At 41.1% G+C, this 19,909-nt stretch carries 16 protein-coding genes; 3 read left to right on the top strand and 13 right to left on the bottom strand.

Going from position 1 to position 19,909, the window contains the following annotated elements; all coding sequences use genetic code 11:
* Positions 1-17: 17 nt before the first annotated feature.
* From HT732_RS09520 to HT732_RS10435, 5 genes are all read right to left on the bottom strand, one after another.
* Entirely contained in the window at positions 18-1,613 is a 1,596-nt protein-coding gene (locus HT732_RS09520) for a hypothetical protein (RefSeq protein WP_173254870.1), read from the bottom strand.
* An 11-nt stretch (positions 1,614-1,624) separates the two neighbouring features.
* Positions 1,625-2,035, bottom strand: coding sequence for a peptide deformylase (locus HT732_RS09525; protein WP_173254872.1), 411 nt, complete (start codon positions 2,033-2,035; stop codon positions 1,625-1,627).
* A gap of 117 nt (positions 2,036-2,152) precedes the next feature.
* The gene (locus tag HT732_RS09530; RefSeq protein WP_173254874.1) at positions 2,153-4,849 is read right to left on the bottom strand and encodes a cation-translocating P-type ATPase; all 2,697 of its coding nucleotides are present in this window, start codon (positions 4,847-4,849) and stop codon (positions 2,153-2,155) included.
* Between the two features lie 237 nt (positions 4,850-5,086).
* Positions 5,087-6,058 (bottom strand): glycosyltransferase family 2 protein, encoded by a 972-nt coding sequence (locus HT732_RS09535; protein ID WP_049525023.1) that lies wholly within the window; start codon positions 6,056-6,058, stop codon positions 5,087-5,089.
* Between the two features lies 1 nt (position 6,059).
* Positions 6,060-7,484, bottom strand: a complete 1,425-nt coding sequence (locus HT732_RS10435) for a hypothetical protein (protein WP_240155855.1) — start codon at positions 7,482-7,484, stop codon at positions 6,060-6,062.
* Between the two features lie 169 nt (positions 7,485-7,653).
* Between HT732_RS10435 and mntE the strand changes: the two genes are divergently transcribed.
* Entirely contained in the window at positions 7,654-8,838 is a 1,185-nt protein-coding gene (gene mntE / locus HT732_RS09545) for a CDF family manganese efflux transporter MntE (RefSeq protein WP_173254876.1), read from the top strand.
* Between the two features lie 36 nt (positions 8,839-8,874).
* On the opposite strand, the gene HT732_RS09550 is transcribed toward mntE, so the two are convergent.
* From HT732_RS09550 to cdaA, 8 genes are all read right to left on the bottom strand, one after another.
* Positions 8,875-10,746, bottom strand: coding sequence for an ABC-F family ATP-binding cassette domain-containing protein (locus HT732_RS09550; protein ID WP_173254878.1), 1,872 nt, complete (start codon positions 10,744-10,746; stop codon positions 8,875-8,877).
* Positions 10,743-11,942, bottom strand: a complete 1,200-nt coding sequence (locus HT732_RS09555; protein WP_080554065.1) for a CCA tRNA nucleotidyltransferase — start codon at positions 11,940-11,942, stop codon at positions 10,743-10,745. The genes HT732_RS09550 and HT732_RS09555 overlap by 4 nt, the downstream gene beginning before the upstream one ends.
* On the bottom strand, positions 11,939-12,706 hold the full coding sequence (dapB, locus tag HT732_RS09560; RefSeq protein WP_000027868.1) for a 4-hydroxy-tetrahydrodipicolinate reductase: 768 nt from the start codon (positions 12,704-12,706) through the stop codon (positions 11,939-11,941). The genes HT732_RS09555 and dapB overlap by 4 nt, the downstream gene beginning before the upstream one ends.
* Before the next feature lie 164 nt (positions 12,707-12,870).
* A complete protein-coding gene (locus HT732_RS09565) occupies positions 12,871-13,719 on the bottom strand; it encodes a DegV family protein (RefSeq protein ID WP_173254880.1) in 849 nt (282 codons plus the stop codon).
* A gap of 1 nt (position 13,720) precedes the next feature.
* Positions 13,721-14,095 carry a DUF1149 family protein gene (locus HT732_RS09570; protein WP_001050088.1) on the bottom strand — a complete coding sequence of 125 codons (375 nt, stop codon included), beginning with the start codon at positions 14,093-14,095 and terminating at the stop codon, positions 13,721-13,723.
* A gap of 73 nt (positions 14,096-14,168) precedes the next feature.
* Complete coding sequence (glmM, locus tag HT732_RS09575; RefSeq protein WP_173254882.1) at positions 14,169-15,521, bottom strand: phosphoglucosamine mutase; 1,353 nt, start codon at positions 15,519-15,521, stop codon at positions 14,169-14,171.
* A 24-nt stretch (positions 15,522-15,545) separates the two neighbouring features.
* Entirely contained in the window at positions 15,546-16,310 is a 765-nt protein-coding gene (locus HT732_RS09580; protein WP_173254884.1) for a CdaR family protein, read from the bottom strand.
* Positions 16,297-17,154, bottom strand: a complete 858-nt coding sequence (cdaA, locus tag HT732_RS09585) for a diadenylate cyclase CdaA (protein ID WP_205380666.1) — start codon at positions 17,152-17,154, stop codon at positions 16,297-16,299. The genes HT732_RS09580 and cdaA overlap by 14 nt, the downstream gene beginning before the upstream one ends.
* A 137-nt stretch (positions 17,155-17,291) precedes the next feature.
* Between cdaA and HT732_RS09590 the strand changes: the two genes are divergently transcribed.
* Together HT732_RS09590 and HT732_RS09595 are read left to right on the top strand one after the other, a co-directional pair.
* Positions 17,292-18,260 carry an NAD(P)/FAD-dependent oxidoreductase gene (locus HT732_RS09590; protein WP_173254888.1) on the top strand — a complete coding sequence of 323 codons (969 nt, stop codon included), beginning with the start codon at positions 17,292-17,294 and terminating at the stop codon, positions 18,258-18,260.
* Between the two features lie 545 nt (positions 18,261-18,805).
* Positions 18,806-19,381: a hypothetical protein gene (locus HT732_RS09595; RefSeq protein ID WP_000593531.1), complete on the top strand. Its 576-nt coding sequence runs from the start codon at positions 18,806-18,808 to the stop codon at positions 19,379-19,381.
* The last annotated feature ends 528 nt before the right edge of the window (positions 19,382-19,909 follow it).

Here is a 19,909-nt window from a genome sequence, read left to right on the forward strand (position 1 = left end):
TCTTAAATAAACCTTTTTTACTGCACTTTAAAGGTCTTGAGATAGTTGTCTTTTCCTACTTGACCTTCGAAAGCTTTACCATTTTCAAGGTAAGGAAGGTCATCTGATACAGAGGCCTTGACCTTGTAAATCTTGCCATCAACTTTAAAGAAGTAGACGGTGTCTCCCTTGATAACAGCTGATTTGAGGTCTGCTACCACACCCTTGATACTTTCTTTGGTTTCATTGTCAATTTCAAGGTCGTTTTTATTGGCATACTTACTGAGCAATTCTTCCACTGTCGTTGCTACGATAACATTTTGGTACTCGACTGCGTCTACTAGGGCATACTCTTTGACCAAGCCCGCATTGTCCTTCAAGCCCATGATGTAGAGAGGCTTGTCATTAAGGTTGATGAGGATTGGGAAGGTTGCCTTGTAGGATTTCTCCTGGACAGCACCTTCGGCTGATTCACGGGCTGATTCTTCGGTCGCAGAAGCCAAGCTGTACTTAGTGATTTCTCCTGTTCGCATATTTTCAAGGATAAAACCAAGATTACTCTCATCCGCATTGGCCGAAGTCACACCTGTGTAGAGGTAAATGTCATTACCGATAGACAAGTAATTATATCCCTTGGTAGTCTGGGTCACGTTTTTCTTGGAAATCATAGCATTCCAGAAACCGTCCTTGTACTTACCATTGTAGTTGATTTGCTCAATGGTTTCCTCAGCTGGATAGACCCTGTCCACCCATTCTGGAACATCTGCCAAGCTGTATTCCTTGGTTTCTCCATTTGTGGCATCCAAGATAATGACTGAAACAGGACGAGGAACCGCAAGTCCAAATTGCTTTTGGTAAACCGTTGCTACATAGAAAGGATTGCCCTCATCGTCCACCTCAAAAGATGGAGTCTTGAAGATTTTAGTTGGGTACTTCAAGCGCAGGTGACGCTTGACATCACGGTTAAAATACTCCGAGTCCGAATACTTGATTGGTGTCTTCAAGTCCACCAAGTCCGCATTACCAGTTACCATGTCCACCTTGATATACTCGCCGATTCCCTTGGCTTGATTATTAAACCACTTGATAGGGTCTGCGTATTCTAGTGGCGTAACCCGATAAGGTTTCCCATCAATCGTCAATTGAGTATAGGTATCTGCCGCTACGTACTGCGACACCTTATCCGTTAGGGAACCCAAGTAGCGGTCACCAATTTTTTCAGCAGTACTTCTATCTAATATTGGAACCTTACTGGTGTCAGTCTTAGGAAATTCAGTAAAGTCTTTTTCCGTAACCGTGACTACATTGGCATAATTTTTAGCCTGAAAAATGCTAGAAGTCACCAAGGAAACCAAGGCTGCTAAGAGAAGAATGCCTCCAATAGAAGCTAAAAGGATTTTCCCTAACCGATTGATTTTGAAACCCTCAAGATTTAAGGCAGCTTCCGCCTTGCCGTGGCGCACATGAACCGTTTTGACCAGATTGATTCCCTTGCCAAAGCCAAATAAGACTGCCACAACTAACAAATGCCCACAGAGGAAGAAGAGAAATTCCCAGCTGGTCAGGTTAAGGGGCGGTAAAAAGATATACCAGGTCGTTGCGATAAAAATAAGTTCAAAGATTATCCGTTTCATTTGCTTTCCTCCTAAATAATTCGTCCTTCCAAGTGATCCAGTTCATGCTGGCAAATCTGAGCCGGGAAACCTGTCAAGGTAATGGTCTGTTCCTGCCACTTGCTGTCACGATAAGCAACCCTTATGGTTTCATAGCGGGTCGTCGGTCGAACCCCAGCCAAGGACAAACATCCTTCCTCTGTCTCATAAGGTCCTTCAAAGGACAGGAGCACTGGGTTAAACATAACCACAGGAACCAAGCCAAGATTAAAGATAATCACGCGCTTCTGCACTCCAATCATATTGGCAGCCAGACCAACACAGGTATCACGGTTTGCTAAGAGTGTATCCTGCAAATCTCTGGCAAGATACAGATCATCCTGACTTGCCGGCTGAGATACCTGAGATAAAAACAAAATATCCTTTACAATTTTCTTTTCCACTTCCTCACACTCCTCTTGCTTTTTACTATATTATAGCAATTATAGCACAAAAGTCGATAACTGCAAGCCCTTTCCCTCAACTGTAGCAAAAAGCCATCCGAAGATGACTTTTTCTTTTTAAATCGCATTCTTGTCAAAACCGAGTTTGCGTTGAATAAACTTAACAATTTCGACAATAATAATCATTGAGAAGCTTCCGCCCATAACGATTCCCCATTGAGACAAGTCTAGTTTGGTTACGTGGAAGATTCCTTCAAGCGGTTCTACGACGATTGTTGCCATAAGAAGGATGAAGGATACCAAGATAGACCAGTTGAAGGTCTTAGACTTGAATGGGCCAACTGTCAAGATAGACTGGTAAACAGACTTGACATTGTAGGCATGGAAGAGCTGAATCAAACCAAGGGTTGCAAAGGCCATAGTAAGGGCATCCGCATGAATGGCATGATTGTCACCCACGTGAACTGGGTAAAGAAGGGCAAGACCATAGACACTCATAACAATAGCTGCTTGGAGTACACCTTGATAGATGATAGAACTGAAAACACCACCTGAGAAGAAACTTGCCTTACGTCCACGTGGTTTATGGTTCATGACACCAGGCTCAGCAGGTTCAACACCAAGAGCGATAGCTGGGAAGGTATCCGTTACCAAGTTGATCCACAAAAGATGAACTGGCTGTAAGACATCCCAACCAAACAAGGTTGATAGGAAGATAGTCAATACTTCAGCAGTATTGGCAGAAAGTAGGTACTGAATAGTCTTTTGAATGTTTGAGAAGACCTTACGTCCTTCTTCCACTGCAACGATGATAGTCGCAAAGTTATCATCTGCAAGTATCATGTCAGATGCACCCTTAGAAACCTCTGTACCAGTGATTCCCATACCGATACCGATATCGGCTGTTTTCAAAGCTGGCGCATCATTGACACCGTCACCTGTCATGGCAACGACTTTACCTTGTTTTTGCCAAGCCTTGACGATACGAACCTTGTGCTCTGGAGACACACGGGCATAAACAGAGTATTGACCAACTACTTTTTCAAAGTCTTCATCTGACAGTTCATTGAGTTCAGCACCAGTTAAAACGTGACCTTCTGTATCGTTTGCATCAATGATTCCCAAACGTTTGGCAATAGCTTCTGCAGTGTCTTGATGGTCACCCGTAATCATGATTGGACGAATTCCCGCTTCCTTAGCCACACGAACAGCCTCAGCAGCTTCAGGACGTTCAGGGTCAATCATCCCAATCAAACCAGTAAAGATTAAATCATTTTCAAGCTCTTCAGAAGTGAGATTTTCTGGAATGCTATCAATAATCTTATAAGCACCTGCAAGGACACGCAAGGCTTGGTGAGCCATTTCAGAGTTGTTTGTGTGAATGAGATTTGTAACCTTCTCATCAATCGGAGCAATATCCCCAGCCTTATCACGAAGAACACAACGTTTCAAGAGTTGGTCTGGCGCACCCTTGACTGCTACAAGGAAACGACCATCTGGCAATGGGTGAACCGTTGACATGAGCTTACGTTCAGAATCAAATGGCAACTCAGCCACACGCGGATATTTCTCTAAGAAACCTTTAACATCGTAGCCCTTGTCCAAGGCATACTGGATAAAGGCTGTTTCGGTTGGGTCACCAATCAGGTTGCCTTCCACATCTATTTTCGTATCATTGGCCAAGACAACTGAACGAAGTAGTGGCATTTCAAGACCTAGTTCAATATCATCAGCTGAGTCATGTAGGACTGCATCGTAGAAGACTTTTTCGACTGTCATCTTGTTCATAGTCAGCGTACCAGTCTTATCAGAAGCGATGATTTCAGTTGAACCAAGTGTTTCAACTGCTGGCAACTTACGAACGATGGAATGGCGTTTGGCCAAAACTTGAGTACCAAGGGAAAGAACGATGGTAACGATAGCAGGAAGTCCTTCTGGAATGGCTGCAACGGCAAGGGCAACAGAAGTCAACAACTCACCAAGTGGACTTTTGCCTTGAATGAAAACACCGACTACAAAAGTAACAAGGGCAATGACCAAGATAGCATAGGTCAAGACCTTAGAAAGGTTGTTCAAGTTTTGTTTGAGTGGTGTATCCGTCTCATCCGCATCTTGAAGCATGCCAGCAATATGACCAACTTCCGTGTACATCCCTGTATTGACAACAACACCAAGACCACGACCATAAGTCACATTTGAGTTTTGGAAGGCCATATTGACACGGTCACCAATACCAGCATCTGCAGCAAGTTCAACTGTCAAGTCTTTTTCAACTGGCACAGACTCACCTGTCAGGGCAGCTTCTTCGATTTTAAGAGAGTTGGCTTCTAGCAAACGTAAGTCTGCTGGTACCACATCACCTGCTTCAAGGGCAACGATATCGCCTGGTACCAATTCTTTAGAGTCAATCTCCGCCATATGACCATCGCGAAGAACGCGGGCAGCTGGACTTGACATGGATTTAAGGGCTTCAATGGCTTCTTCTGCTTTTCCTTCTTGGTAAACACCAAAGGCAGCATTGATGATAACCACGGCTAGGATGATAATGGCATCTGCGATATCTTTCCCACCAGAAGTCACGACTGACAAGATTGCTGCCGCAACTAGGATGATAATCATCAAATCCTTAAATTGCTCGATGAATTTGACCAGGATTGATCGTTTCTCACCTTCTTCGAGTTCATTATGGCCAAATTCTGCAAGGCGCTTTTCCGCCTCACTTGATGACAAACCTTGCTCGGTCGCATCCACAGCCTTCAAGACCTCTTCAGGACTCTGAGTGTAAAACGCTTGGCGTTTTTGTTCTTTTGACATGTGTCTCCTCCTTGACATTGTGTGCAAAACAGACTCTCTTTTCCTCATCGTATCTTTTCACGACAAACAAAAAGAGACCTGTTAATCATAACAAGTCTCGCTGTTTAAGATAGTGCCGGAAAGCATACTTTTCAGTATAAAATTCGGAATGACGACACTATCACAGGTTTCTGCCAGCTACTCCCTTGAGTAGTACTATTATACCAAATTTTGAAAAATTTTCAAAGAGTAAAGATTCTATAAAATTCTATCCTTATCAAAAGTACGTTCACTGATAATATATCTCGGACGACGTTTCGTTTCTAGGTAAATCTTTCCAATATACTCACCAATTACTCCCAAACTAATCAATTGAACCCCACCAAGTAAACTAACTATTGCATAGGTGCTTGCCCAGCCTGCCACAACCGTACCAGCAACCTTACTCCATAAAACCCAAATAATCAACAGAAAACTAAAGAGTGATGTCAAGACCCCAAAACTTGTAATCAAACGAATCGGTTTGATTGATAAACTGGTAATACCATCCATAGCCAAACCAAGCATTTTGGACAGTGGATAATGGCTCTCACCAGCAATTCGTTCATGGCGTTTATATGAAACATAAGAATATTTAAAGCCCACTAAGGGCATTAAACCACGAAGAAAAAGATTAACTTCAGTGAATTTTTCTAATTCTTTCAAGAATCTTTTAGACACCAATCGATAGTCTGCATGATTGAAAACAACTTCTGCTCCAAATAGACGTAGCACTTTATAAAAACCTTCGGCTGTAATTCGTTTAAAAGTAGAGTCCGTATCACGGTTATCACGTACACCGTATACAATTTCAGAACCACTTTTATACTCCGAAACCATCTTATCCATGCAGTTAATATCATCTTGTCCATCCGCATCAATGGTAATGACAATATCAGCAAACTGAATAGCTTCATACATACCTGCAAGAACGCTACTCTGATGCCCCCTATTACGACTTTGCGACACACCAACTACAGAAGGAATGGAATTAGCATAACTTTCTATTAGTTCCCAAGTCCGATCCTTACTACCATCATTTACATACATGATTTTACTAAGAGGATGGATTTCTTCTTTCTGTACTAATTGTTCAATTTTTTCAACAAACATTGGATTAGTATGTGGTAAGACTTTTTCTTCGTTGTAGCACGGAACAACTATATATAAAATTGGCTTTTTCCTGCTCATGCTATTCTCCTCCTTTTCTATAAATCATAGCTGTATCAATCTGTTTTTCTAAGTGATAATTTACTTTAATATAATCCTTAATAAAAGAGTCAGTTCTCTTACCATAATCCCATTCAGTATCAAATACAATATAGATAGGAGGATTTTCTTGTATAGATTTTCTAAACTCATCAATAATAACTCGATCATCTGTCACAGCTGGAATAAAGAAAAATTTTGTACTAGCTAGCCGTTCACTATACAAATAAATTGTTCCATTTTGACGGTGTGTATAAATTCGATCATCCATCGACGTATTTTTCTCTATATAGCTAGCAACGCGTTGCTGTTTCTCAGATCTATTCAGATATCTTGTATTCATACTTTTCATGATGGATTTTACATCATTCTGGTATACAATAATAAATCCTAAGAATAAGACAAAAAATACTTGAAAAGACATTTTCTTGGATATGCTATGAAATAAATAGGAAATATATGGAATCAAAATCGGGAGCATTACTAAAATGTAATGACCATAGCTTCTTTTTGAGATAAGAGCCAGAAGTAAACAAACAATAAAAACAAAATGATAGTAGATTGATTTTATTCCAAATTTCTTCCATAGTGGTATCAAGGAAAATAACATCAATAAATTAAGACTTAAGAGATTTGTTTGGGAAATATACCATCTGATAATCTCATACATCGAAACGTTATTAGACTCTGTAGTATAAATAAAATTAATTCCAATCGACTGGTATACCATTTCAATAAAGATGCCCTTTGATAACAGATATAGGCACAAAGGGATAGTTGGTATTAATACTCCAACGAAAAATAATCCTATCAAAGAAAACAATTCCCTATATGCTTTCTTTAGTATAAAATCAATCAATACATAAATACAAAATACTAGCCAAATCCCTATCATATTTGCTTTCGTAAAAAATACAATAGCGAAAAACGCACCTGATACTACGATGTCATTTTTACTGAAATCATTTTGTATAAATAATTTTAAAAAAATGTATAATGAATAAGACAAAAAAGGTAAAATAAAACCTTCTAAACTCCAACCGCCATCAAAAAAATACTCATAAATTATAAAGATAATTGCTAAAGTTAAAATTGTTTGCTTATTCCCAGTAAATAATCTTGAGATCTTATAGCTAGCTATAAAGAATAGAAATGTACAAAATAGGTATAAAAATTTAATTCCTAACGCACCACCAATAAAATATCCTAGGTAGTTCAGTAAAAAAACAACTGGCCCCTTATGATCAAATAAGTCTGCATACATCAATTCTCCTCGATTCAGTGCATACCCAAAATATTCAAAAATACTAGCATCTGAAAACGGTATTCCTTGTTTGACATTTGTTACCATCGAGAACCAGACTAAAACAGTAAAGAGCAAAGAAATACTCATCGCTAAAATACTCATTTTTTTCAATTTTATTTACCTCAACTTTTCACTTTATCAGTCTATCATATTTCCTAAAAAAAAAAAGCATTTTCTGCTTTGTATTTTCTTAGTTTTATCCGTCCTATTTGAATTTTCCCTTGAAAACCAGTATAATGGTAGAATGCTATGTGACCAGAAAGGAAGTTGAATGAAGCAATCTATCTCAAATCTCAAGTTAGCTGAGCGTGGGGCCATTATCAGTATTTCGACCTACCTGCTCTTATCAGCAGCGAAATTGGCTACTGGGCATCTTCTTCATTCATCCAGTTTGGTGGCTGATGGTTTTAACAACGTCTCGGACATCATTGGAAATATGGCCCTCTTGATAGGGATTCGGATGGCGCGCCAGCCTGCAGACCGTGACCACCGTTTTGGCCACTGGAAGATTGAGGATTTGGCTAGCTTAATCACTTCCATCATCATGTTCTATGTTGGCTTTGATGTACTAAGGGATACCATTCAGAAGATTCTCAGTCGTGAAGAAACGGTCATTGATCCTCTTGGTGCCACTCTAGGAATCATTTCTGCAACGATTATGTTCATGGTCTATCTCTACAATACTCGCCTCAGTAAGAAATCCAACTCCAAAGCACTGAAGGCCGCAGCAAAGGACAATCTTTCTGATGCTGTCACCTCACTTGGAACCACCATTGCCATCCTAGCTAGTAGTTTCAATTATCCCATTGTGGATAAACTGGTTGCTATCATCATCACTTTCTTTATCTTGAAGACTGCCTATGATATCTTCATCGAGTCTTCCTTTAGCCTTTCGGATGGCTTTGACGACCGTCTGCTTGAGGATTATCAAAAGGCCATCATGGAAATTCCCAAAATCAGCAAGGTTAAGTCCCAAAGAGGTCGTACCTACGGTAGCAACATCTACCTGGATATTACGCTAGAGATGAACCCTGACCTGTCTGTTTTTGAGAGTCATGAAATCGCGGATCAAGTCGAGTCTATGCTGGAAGAACGTTTTGGCGTCTTTGATACCGATGTTCATATCGAACCAGCACCTATCCCTGAAGATGAAATTTTAGACAATGTCTATAAAAAATTGCTTATGCGTGAACAATTGATTGACCAAGGAAATCAACTGGAAGAACTCTTGGCTGATGATTTTGTCTATATTCGCCAAGATGGAGAGCAGATGGATAAAGAGGCCTATAAAGCCGAAAAAGACTTGAATTCTGCTATCAAGGATATTCAAATCACTTCCATCAGTCAAAAGACCAAACTCATCTGCTATGAGTTAGATGATATCATCCACACCAGTATTTGGCGTCGCCACGAAACTTGGCAAAATATCTTTCATCAAGAAACCAAAAAAGAATAGAGAAATCCTGTCATGAGACGGGATTTTTCTATTCTTCTAGCTATCAAAGTCACTTAAATATTCATAGCGTTCGTATTTTTCAAGGAGTGCTTCGTTTTTCTCATCCAGTTCTTTTTGGAGAGTAGCCAACTTACCAAAGTCAGAGCCGTTAGCCTGCATTTCCTCTTCAATAGCAGCGATACGATTTTCCAAGGCTTCAATATCACCTTCAATGCTTGCCCACTCCTGCTTTTCTTGGTAGGTCATGCGTTTCTTCTCTTCTCGAACCTTGACCACTTTTTCCTTTTCAGCCTTTTGCACTTGATTAGCCATCTCTGTTTCAAAGGCTTTTTCATCAAGATAGTCTGTGTAATGACCAAAGAAAGGACGAATTTTACCATCCTCAAAAGCCAGAATCTTGGTCGCTACCTTATCCAAGAAATAGCGGTCGTGACTAACAGTCAAAACTGGACCAGCAAAGCCTTGCAAGAAATTCTCCAAAACTGTCAAGGTCGCAATATCTAGGTCATTTGTCGGTTCGTCCAAAAGAAGAACATTTGGTTTTTCCAAGAGCAATTTGAGGAGATAAAGACGTTTTTTCTCTCCCCCTGACAATTTCTCAATCAAGGTTCCATGCGTCGAACGTGGGAAAAGGAACTGCTCCAGCAACTCTGCAATCGAAGTCGTAGAACCACCGCTGGTCTTGACCTCTTCTGCCACTTCCTGTAGGTAATTGATCACTCGCTTGCTTTCATCCAAACCCTCAATTTGCTGAGAGAAATAGGCGATGCGAACGGTTTCTCCAATCACAACTTGACCTGCTGTCGGCTCAAGACTTCCTGCAATCAAGTTAAGGAGAGTTGATTTCCCAACACCGTTATCCCCAACGATTCCGATACGGTCTTTGGCCTGCACTAAGAGATTAAAATCTTGCAAAATGGGCTTATTTTCATAGGCAAAAGAAACATCCTGAAACTCGATGACTTTCTTCCCAATCCGACTGGTTTCAAAGTTCATAGTCAAGTCTGTCTCAGCAACGCCGCCTGAAACTTCCTTTTTCAGGTCGTGGAAACGATTGATACGAGCCTGCTGCTTGGTCGCACGCGCCTGCGGTTGTCTGCGCATCCAGGCCAATTCTTGTTTGTAGAGTTGTTCTTTTTTGTGAAGAAGAGCTGCGTCACGCTCATCCTGTTCCGCCTTAAGGCGAACATAGTCCTGGTAATTTCCCTGGTACTCGATCAAGCCTGCGCGATCCAATTCGAAAATCCGAGTTGACAAAGCGTCTAGGAAATAACGGTCGTGGGTAATAAAAAGGACGGTCTTCTTAGAATTTTTCAAAAAGAGGGTCAGCCACTCAATAGTCGCAATATCCAGATGGTTGGTCGGCTCGTCCAGCAGCAAGAGGTCGTGATTGCCAAGTAAAACTTGCGCCAACTGGACCCGTCTTCTTAGACCACCTGACAATTCCCCAACAGGAGTAGATAAGTCCTGAATCCCCAGCTTGCTGAGAACAGTCTTGACCTGACTCTCGATTTCCCAAGCTTGGAGAGAGTCCATTTCTGCCATGACTCGTTCCAAACGAGCCTGCTTGTCCTCACTGTAGTTGAGCATAAGGAGTTCATACTCACGAATGAGCTGGATTTCCTTGAGGTCGCTGGAAAGAACCGTATCCAAGACCGTCTTGCTATCATCAAAATCAGGATCTTGGGTCAAGTAACCAATCTGGTAATCATTCTTAGCCGAAAAGGGACTGACATCCCCATCAAAGCCAGAAACGCCAGAAAGAACATCTAAAAGGGTGGTCTTCCCCGTTCCATTGACACCAATCAGACCGATTCTGTCTAGGTCATGGATGATAAAGGAAATATCCTTAAAAACGGTCTTATCACCGACAGATTTACTTAGTTTTTCAACGATAAAATCACTCATTTCTTCTCCCTTAGATAAGCATGGATGGCTTGACGGTCATTTTCCAATTCTCCATCGACAATAGCAAACTCAATCTCTGTTAAAATCTCTCCCAAGTCTGGTCCCGGCTGATAGCCATATTCCTTGATCAAAATACCACCATTAATCTGAATTTCTTTCTTGTCATGAATGGTCAGACTCTGGTAGGTTTCTGTGATGGCTTGTGGGTTGACTGGTTTTCCCTGAGCCTGACGAAGACTTTCAGCCTGTAAAAGCAAATCCAAGTCAAAGCGATAACAATCTCGCTTGCTCAATTCTCCCTTTTCACGCAAGGCCAAAATAGTCAGCAAATCCTGAACTTGCTTGGCAAACTGGCGTGAGGTCTTCCAAGCCTTCAAAAATGGCTGCGCATTTTCAATCTCCAAAGCCCACAGTAGAGCCGCCCAGGCTTGCTCTGAAGATTCAAAGGTGAAATCAGTCTCTAAATCAAACAGTCTATTGAGCTTGTCCTGGCTAGCTGCCATATCAGGGAGATAGTCATAAGCTTGACTCTCAATCATGGAAGCCAAGCCCCTTCTCCAAAATGGAGCCAGCAAGAGTTTATCAAACTCAACGAAGGTACGCTCCACAGAAATTTTCTCCAAAAGTGGCGTCAAGGTCTTCATTGCTTTAAAGGTTTCTGGCTCAAGTTCAAAACCAAGACTGGCTTGAAAACGGAAACCACGCATAATCCGCAAAGCATCTTCGTTGAAACGCTCACTAGCCACTCCAACTGCTCGTAAGACTTGCTTTTCCAAATCTTCTAAACCATGAAACAAGTCAATGATTTCTCCTGTCTCATCCAAGGCAAAGGCGTTGACTGTAAAATCACGGCGTTTGAGGTCTTCTTCTAGCGAACGCACAAAGGAAACCGCACTGGGTCTGCGATAGTCCACATAGACATCTTCTGTCCGAAAAGTAGTCACCTCATACTCCTCGTCCCCATCTAAGACCAAGACAGTTCCATGCTCGATTCCTATATCGGCTGTTCGCGGAAAAATCTGCTTGGTCTCTTCTGGATAAGAAGAAGTCGCAATATCCACATCATGGATAGGGCGATTGAGGAGGGCATCCCGAACAGAACCCCCAACAAAATAGGCTTCAAAGCCTGCTTCTTTAATTTTTTCTAATACTGGTAAAGCCTTCTGAAACTCAGAAGGCATTTGCGTTAATCTCATAATAAGTGTTCTAATCCATAGACAAGCTCATGACGCTTGACAACTTCTTTAATTCCCAAATTGACCCCTGTCATGAAGGAGCTGCGATCATAGGAGTCATGACGGAGGGTCAATCCTTCTCCTTGATTGCCAAAGATGACTTCCTGATGGGCTACCAAGCCTGGTAAACGAACTGAGTGAATCCGCATGCCATCAAAGTTAGCACCACGGGCACCTGCAATCAATTCTTCCTCATCAGGCGCACCTTGCTGAATAGACTCTCGAACCTCTGCCATCAACTCAGCTGTTTTAATAGCTGTTCCACTCGGGGCATCCTTTTTCTTGTCATGATGGAGCTCGATAATCTCCACATTTGGGAAATATTTGGCAGCCTGCGTCGCAAATTGCATAAGCAAGACAGCACCCAAGGCAAAGTTAGGAGCAATCAAGCCACCCAAGTCTTGGGCACGAGAAAATGCTTTTAGCTCTGCAATTTCTTCACTAGTAAAGCCTGTTGTTCCAACTACTGGAGCAAAGCCATTTTCAAGAGCAAAGCGTGTATTTTCATAGGCAACAGCTGGTGTAGTAAAGTCTACCCAGACATCCGCTTCAAAGCCTGCTAAATCAGCCTTATCCTTGAAAACAGGAATACCCTGCCATTCTGACTCAGACTCAAAGGGATCCAAAACTGCTACCAAGTCCAAGTCTGGATCAGCCAAGACCATCTGACAAGCAGCTTGGCCCATCTTTCCCTTAAAACCGGCAATAATTACTCGAATACTCATCTCTACTCCTGTCTAAGATACTAAGGACGTTAGCTGCCCATGAAAAATAGGGAATGGCGCTGACTTTCCACGAAAGGCAAGACAGACATCTTTTTTCAAGAGGCAGGTAGTCCGTGTTCAATTGCTAAGATACAAAACCTTCTTAACTAGCCTAGAAGCGCAAACTAAATCACTGGAATATAACCCAGAGCAATACTTCCTGCTCCTAGGTGGGTTCCAATGACACTACCAAATGTAGCAAGTGAAACATCTGAACTCAATCCAGATTCAATCAAGTGCTGACGCAATTCCTCAGCCTTTTCAGGAGCATTCCCATGAATGACAATGACACGATATTGCCCTGAAGCCGTTGCTTCCTTGATAATCTCAATTAAGCGCTTGGTTGCTTTCTTCTCAGTACGAACTTTTTCGTAAACTTCAATCACACCTTGGTCGTTGAAATAAAGGATTGGCTTAATGCTTAGCAGATTACCCAAAATCGCAGCCCCATTTGAAAGGCGCCCACCTTTCACCAAATGGTCCAAATCATCGACCATGATAAAGGCTGACGTACGGCTGATTTGAATGGCTAGCTTATCCTGAATGCTGTCAAAATCATCGCCCTGGTCACGCCAATCAAAGACGCTTTCAACCATGATACCCAGAGGAGCACTTGTAATCAAAGTGTCTGGAAAGGCAATAGTTAAGCCCTCATATTCATCTATCATATACTGGATATTTTGGTAAAAACCTGAAATTCCAGAAGATAGGAAAAGCCCCAAGGCATGGGTATAACCTTGTTCTTTGAGCGAAGCTAAGATTTCATCTAACTTGGCAATACTTGGTTGACTAGTCTTAGGCAATTCAGAAGCCTGAGCCATTTTTTGGTAAAATTCCTCAGCAGTCAGATTGATGCCTTCGACATATTCCTCACCATCAATATTGACAGGAATATCCAAGACAAATAAATCTTCTCTTTGCAAGGTCTCTGCACTGAGATAGGCAGAGGAATCTGTGATAACAGCTAATTTCATATTAGAACTCCAAATTGATTCCTGGTAAGTCTAATGCAATTTCAGTTACTTCGTAAGTCAAACGATTGAGCATGTTCAAACTTGGGCGAGCCAAAGTTTCCACTTCTTCTTGGCTCAATTCACTTGGTTCATTGACAATACGGCCATCGATATGATTTACCTGTGAAATGGTTCCACTGATGACAAACTTATCAAATACAATCATAAAGGTCAAGATGACAATCAAGGAAGTCACTTGATTTTCTTGGTCATGTTGGAGCAATTGGAAGTTCACATCCACCTTAGTTTCAGGAGCTCCATTTTCATTTTCCCATTCAAAATTACGCGCATCAAAATGATACTGACTAACAAATTCTTGTTCACGTTTAAGATTCATGTCTTTCTCCCTCGGCTACAATATTATAAGCTATTGTACCATAATTTTTTATTTTCATCTAGTTTTCTAGGATTTAGTCAATCCCGATTTCAGATCGAACTACGTCTGCGATGGTATCAACATAGTAGTCTACTTCTTCTGTTGTAGGAGCTTCTGCCATAACACGCAAGAGAGGCTCTGTTCCACTTGGGCGAACAAGGATACGGCCGTTCCCCGCCATTTCTTCTTCCATCTTCTCGATGATAGCCTTGATAGCTGGCACTTCCATAGCCTTTTCCTTCATGGCATTTTCCACTCGGATATTGACTAATTTTTGTGGATATATGGTTACTTCTGCAGCCAACTCTGACAAGCTCTTACCAGTTTCCTTCATGATTTTGGTCAATTGAACAGCAGATAATTGACCATCACCAGTTGTATTGTAATCCATCAAGATGACGTGACCAGACTGTTCACCACCGAGGTTGTAGCCTGATTTTCTCATTTCTTCAACAACATAACGGTCGCCAACTGCAGTGACTACCTTGTTAATACCTTCACGGTCCAAGGCCTTGTGGAAACCAAGGTTAGACATCACGGTTGTCACAATTGTATTTTGAGCCAATTGTCCTTTTTCAGAAAGGTATTTTCCGATGATGTACATGATCTTATCACCATCGACGATGTCGCCATTCTCATCGACAGCAATCAAACGGTCACTGTCTCCGTCAAAGGCCAAACCGATAGCTGACCCGCTTTCTTTGACCACTTCTTGAAGGGCTTCTGGATGGGTTGAACCAACATTAAGGTTGATGTTAAGACCATCTGGTGTTTCCCCGATAACCGTCAATTGAGCACCAAGGTCTGCAAAGATTTGACGGGCACTGGTAGAAGCTGCACCATTAGCTGTATCCAAGGCAACCTTCATTCCATCAAGAGGAGTTCCCGTTGAAACAAGGTAGCCCTCATACTTACGCAAGCCTTCTGGATAATCTACCAAGCTTCCCAAGCCTTCTGCACTTGGACGTGGCAGAGTGTCTTCCGCAGCATCTAGCAAGGCTTCAATTTCTGCTTCTTTTTCGTCATCTAGTTTGAAACCATCACCACCAAAGAACTTAATCCCATTATCAAGGGCTGGGTTGTGGCTAGCAGAAATCATGACACCGGCACTTGCTCCTTCAGTTTTGACCAAGTAAGCTACTGCTGGTGTTGCCAAAACACCTAGTTTGTATACGTGAATCCCCACAGACAACAGTCCTGCCACCAAGGCTGATTCTAGCATTTCCCCAGAAATACGGGTGTCACGTCCTACAAAGACTTTCGGTGCTTCCGTTTCATGTTGACTGAGAACATAGCCTCCAAAACGTCCTAGTTTAAAGGCCAATTCTGGCGTTAATTCTACGTTAGCTTCTCCACGGACTCCATCAGTCCCAAAATATTTACCCATTTTTATAAAATCCTTTTTCTATTTTTAATTCGTTTTTGAACTAGTTGCTTTCGTTGACGAAGATGTCTCCGACGAACTGCTTGTGCTTGAACTTGGCGCTACTGGTTTTGTAGTGACCTTCATTGTTGTATCAAACGGAGTGATAACTACTGGTAAGACTACCCCGTTGCGGTCGATTGCCTGCAAAGGTACTGAGCCACTGTAATTACCTGTTATGCGTTCGCTGGTTGGTAAAAGCGCAATAACTTTGTCAATCTTAGCTAATGTTTCCTGGTCAGTTGTGACCGAAACGCGTTCATTTGACACGGTTACACTATCAAGTTGTAGCTTGGGATCAATCTGGCTTTGGTCAACTTGTGGCACAACAATCATCTCATCTCGCTTAACCTTCTTCCCAACTTTCACTGTGATCTTTTGAGGCGTTGCCACAGCGGTCAATCCACTTGGAAGATTTTCAATATTCAAGGGAACTTCAATCGTTCCAACACTAGCATCTGTTAGGTCAGCAGTAACCTTGAATTTACGTGTACTTTCTTGCATTTCACTGGACAAGGTCACACGATTGGCACCTGTCAGCACAACTGAAACCTCTGATGCAAATCCGCTAATGAAATACTGGTCATCATCATAGTGAATATCGATAGGAACGTTCGTTATCGTATTGGTATAGGTTTCTGATTTGACCTGCCTTGCGGTATTGCTATTTTGAAAGTTGGTTGACGTTGCATAGATAAATAAGACACAAGCAAAAAAGAGAGATGAAATGATATATAGACTATTTTTTCTCATATTTCCAACCTCCTAGCAAACGGTCCTTGAAACTGACTTTTTCCTCAACAGCTGGCAAAAGAATTGCTCGTAGCTCTGCTTCAAATTCTTCAATCGTCAAGTCGTGCTTGAAAACACCGTTATAGGTAATAGAAATGCCACCTGTTTCCTCTGAGACGATGAAGGTCAAGGCATCGGATACTTCTGACAAACCGATAGCTGCCCGGTGTCTGGTCCCAAATTCCTTGGAAATCCCTGTACTTTCTGTCAAGGGCAGATAGGCAGAGGTTACTGCTATTCGATTTTCTCTGATAATCACAGCACCATCATGTAGAGGGGTGTTGGGGATAAAGATATTAATAAGGAGTTCAGCTGAAATATTGGCATCCAAAGGAATTCCTGTCGCGATGTATTCTTGTAAGGTCCGAACTCGTTGAATGGCAACCAAAGCACCGATCTTACGGGGACTCATGTATTCAACTGACTTAACAAAGGCACGAATCATTTTCTCTTCTGCACTAATTTGAGTAGTAGAAAAAAAATCTGTCGCCCTTCCCAAGCGTTCCAAACCAGTCCGAATCTCTGGAGAGAAGATAACAACCGCAGCAATAACCCCATAGGTAATAATCTGATTAATCAACCAAGAAATCGTTGTTAAACCAAGGATATTGGCCACAACCTGGGCTAATACAAAAATCAAGACCCCCCGCACCAAAATCATAATCTTGGTGCCAGCTATCGCTTTTGTAAAACGATATAAAATATAGGCCACAATCAAAATATCAAACACATTGATGGCAATACTCCAAGGACTAGAAAACAAGCTAGTCCAATATTGCAGATTGGATAATTGTTGAAAGTTCATCTGCTGTCTCCTCTCTGTCCAAACACGTTCCTTTCTATTATACCATTTTTCTGGCATTTTTTTCCCTATCCTACTTCATTTTAAATTAAGGAAAAATATGATAAAATAAACTAACTAGAAAAAACAAAGGAGAAACCATGTCTCAACTCTATGATATCACTATTGTAGGTGGTGGTCCTGTCGGGCTTTTTGCAGCCTTCTATGCCCACCTACGCCAAGCCAAGGTCCAAATCATCGACTCCCTTCCCCAACTAGGTGGACAACCTGCTATTCTCTATCCTGAAAAGGAAATCCTCGACGTTCCAGGTTTCCCAAACCTGACTGGAGAAGAATTGACTAACCGTCTAATCGAGCAATTAAATGGCTTTGATACCCCTATTCATCTCAACGAAACGGTTCTTGAGATTGAAAAACAAGAAGAAGGCTTTGTAATTACAACTTCTAAAGGAAGTCACCTGACTAAAACAGTTATCATCGCTATGGGTGGCGGTGCCTTCAAACCACGTCCTCTGGAACTAGAAGGCGTTGAAGGCTATGAAAATATCCACTACCATGTTTCTAACATTCAGCAATACACTGGTAAGAAAGTGACGATTCTTGGTGGAGGAGACTCGGCTGTTGATTGGGCTTTGGCTTTTGAAAAAATTGCACCAACTACCCTTGTTCACCGCAGAGATAATTTCCGCGCCTTGGAACACAGTGTAGAAGCCTTGCAAGAATCATCTGTAACCATCAAGACACCATTCGTCCCTAGCCAACTCCTTGGAGATGGAAAAACGCTTGATAAACTTGAAATCACAAAAGTCAAATCTGATGAAACCGAAACAATTGACCTAGACCACCTCTTTGTCAACTATGGTTTCAAATCTTCTGTCGGTAACCTTAAAAACTGGGGTCTGGACCTCAACCGCCACAAGATTATTGTCAACAGCAAGCAAGAATCTAGCCAAGCAGGTATCTACGCTATCGGTGACTGTTGCTACTATGACGGAAAAATTGATCTGATTGCGACAGGGCTTGGAGAAGCACCAACTGCTGTCAACAATGCCATCAACTACATCGACCCTGAGCAAAAAGTACAACCAAAACACTCTACTAGTTTATAAAAAAGAACCACGAGTCACATAGGATTCGTGGTTTTAACATGAACTCCACCTCAAAAGTTAGACAGAAATACATCTAACTTCTGATATGCAGCCCACCTGCTCTTTACTCTTGTTTGAATAAGAAATTTTTTTGCAGAATCATTAGATTATACAAAGTATTTCATATCAGTCTTTTAAAAATCTATCAAAACTCTCCAACTATTCTATTATACCATATAAAAAAATTAAAAATAGGCTTGTTTTTTCCTTTTTTAGATGTATAATAAATTTAGAAGAGGATATAAAATAAAAGGAGATTTTATGAGAAAAGTAAATAAGGACATTTTATTCTTGAGTGGAATCATCGTTTTATGTTTTGGTTTTTTGTTATTTCACATCAACCCCTATTATGCCGGACCCGATGAGCCACTGAAAGGAAGGTTAATTTTACTCTTTTGGAATCTATATTGGAGACCTATAGGAACTCTCAGTATCTTTTTTGGGTGCATTATGACTTTCAAAGGATTGAAAAAATAATCTTTTGATTAGGAAGAAAGAAAACTTTTATGATTAAACTGAAAATTTTGTTTTTCTCTCTACTATCAAGTTTATTATTCTTAGTCACAACGTCTACAGTTTTTGCCGATATCTATCCTGGCACAAATTATGAAATTGTATCTAATCGTATTATAAAAGAAATCAACACAGGGGAGTTACTCTCATTTTATACGACTGAACTTAGAGATGCCTATTTGGAGTCTACATCTATGTATCAGACTCGTTCTAACGCGACTGGTGTTGCAGATTATAGAACTAAATACTCTCACTCTTACGAGAGCAGTGCCACATCAGGAGCTCTAAGTTCAACAGCCTATGGTGGAAAAGCTGGAGCTACCCTAACTATAGGTGCAGGTGCTAGCTTTTCTGCTCCGGAGTCTGGAGTTGGACTTAGTTTAAATCACTCAGTCTCCCATAACGTACCACCCTACACTTATGGTTATATTAGACTAAAAGCATCTTACACAGTAAATGTTCGTAAACTAGAAGTTAGATACTTAGGCACCAACAAATGGGTTCCAGCTGGTGAAACCTCTACTATATCGAATATTAGCGTTTGGAGCGAACTGGTCACTTGGAAATAACTCATTAGAGATTAGATAAAAACTCAATTTCAAGAGAAAATGAAATAAATTTTCTCACAATAAAACGCATAGTATCACGGTTTTCAATACCTGATATTATGCGTTTTTGATTTTAAAGAGCTAAATTTCTTAACTTAATGACATTGCTTTTTGCCTTTCCCCTTCTTTTTCAAAAAGTAAAAATATCCTATCAAATTGATGCAGCATATAATATAATAACGATGGCACTAACGATACGCCTTGGAAAAGGATGTATTATAGATGCTAGAACTTCTCAAAATAGTACTTATCGCAGTCATCGAGAGTATCATCTCATGGCTGGTGACTCGTTGGTTAGACGATCACTTCGACAAGTAATACTCTTCGAAAATCAAATTCAAACCACGTCAGCTTCGCCTTGCCGTACTCAAGTACAGCCTACGGCTAGCTTCCTAGTTTGCTCTTTTATTTTCATTGAGTATAACCTTCCTGGTTAGTGCTATCTAACCCAGAAAAAATCCCCTCGGTACTGCAATACCGAGGGGATTT

It is taken from the genome of Streptococcus sp. 5346, assembly GCF_013277455.1.
Classification (GTDB): domain Bacteria; phylum Bacillota; class Bacilli; order Lactobacillales; family Streptococcaceae; genus Streptococcus.